Here is a 1,262-nt window from a genome sequence, read left to right as displayed (position 1 = left end):
TTTCACTAATCTTTACAACGGTATCGTTTTCATAAATTTCACAATCTTCAGGAATTCCATATGCATAATAAAAGTTTTGTTTAACATATGAATAATCATTTCTTTTTAATCTTGCATTGCCATGTACCAAACCTCTAATGGTGTGATAACCAGTCACTTTTGCATTCCCATAAACAGAACCATAGACCTTAACATACCCACCCACGCTAGCATTGCCATAAACCTTGCCATAAATTTTTGAAGAGCTACTTACAACAGCATGATCATAAACCTCAGCCTTGCTATAAATGCGTGCACTTCCTGTTAATTTTGCATTCCCATAAACCCTTGCATATTGATAAACCCACACCTTATCAGAAAGATGCGCATTATCATAAACATGAGCTCCAAAATACACGCGGGTTTTATCATATACATGCGCATTGCCATAAACAAAACCACCAATGACAGCGTTGCCATATACCCTTGCATTTTCATAAACACGACCAGATTTTACAACACAAGCATTATCATAAACCCAGCAATTGCCATCATGAGAAAGGTTATCTTCCTTTTCAATAAAGCCGCCTAAATCACCAGCTTTAACATCAGCAAAGTCTTTTAAAGCACGAATGCGGTATAAAGTAATCCCTTTAACGTGACTTTCATTTATAAGCTCATATTTTTTAGATACATTTTTAGTGGTCATAGGTAGCTCCCTAATCTAATATTCAAACAAATTTTTAAATGAAATGGTTATAAGGAGGCGCCCCCGCCGCGCCTGCGCCGTTATTTAAGCTGTTTTCCTATGAGGACGACACATAACAAAGCAAATTTCACCATAAGGAGAAAGGCGTTCTGTATAAACATTATTCATTGTGTCACCACAAATATTCTTAGTAACAATAGCCATGCCACATGCATTGGCATTTTCATAAACATGCACTTTACTTACAATTTTTGCACTATCGAAAACATGGGCATTATCATACACATGGGCATTGGCAAAAACCTTTGCTGAATCGTAGACGCGAGCATTACCATATACAAAACCACCAACACCTGCATTGCCATAAACCTGCGCATTTTCGTAAACACGACCAGGGCTCACAACAATGGCCTGATCACCAACCCAGCAATTACCATCATGGGAAAGATTTTCTTCAGATTCAATATAGCCACCAAGTTGACCAGCTTTAACATCACCAAAATCTCTTAACGCCTTAATGCGATAAAGTTTTTTACCCTCACGAAGAATTGTTTGATTGGTGAGTTGATATTTT

2 protein-coding genes are annotated in these 1,262 nt (G+C 37.4%); both read right to left on the bottom strand.

Annotated features, from left to right (window positions below; all coding sequences use genetic code 11):
- On the bottom strand, positions 1 to 688 hold a 688-nt coding region (locus tag ACFILU_RS03745), incomplete at its 3' end, for a hypothetical protein (protein ID WP_375674807.1).
- 84 nt (positions 689 to 772) lie between these two features.
- The coding region (locus tag ACFILU_RS03740; protein WP_375653465.1) for a hypothetical protein at positions 773 to 1,262 on the bottom strand (490 nt) is incomplete at its 5' end.

Source organism: Bartonella sp. CL100XZDX (assembly GCF_042195375.1).
Classification (GTDB): domain Bacteria; phylum Pseudomonadota; class Alphaproteobacteria; order Rhizobiales; family Rhizobiaceae; genus Bartonella.
This window is presented reverse-complemented; position numbering and strand designations above follow the sequence as displayed.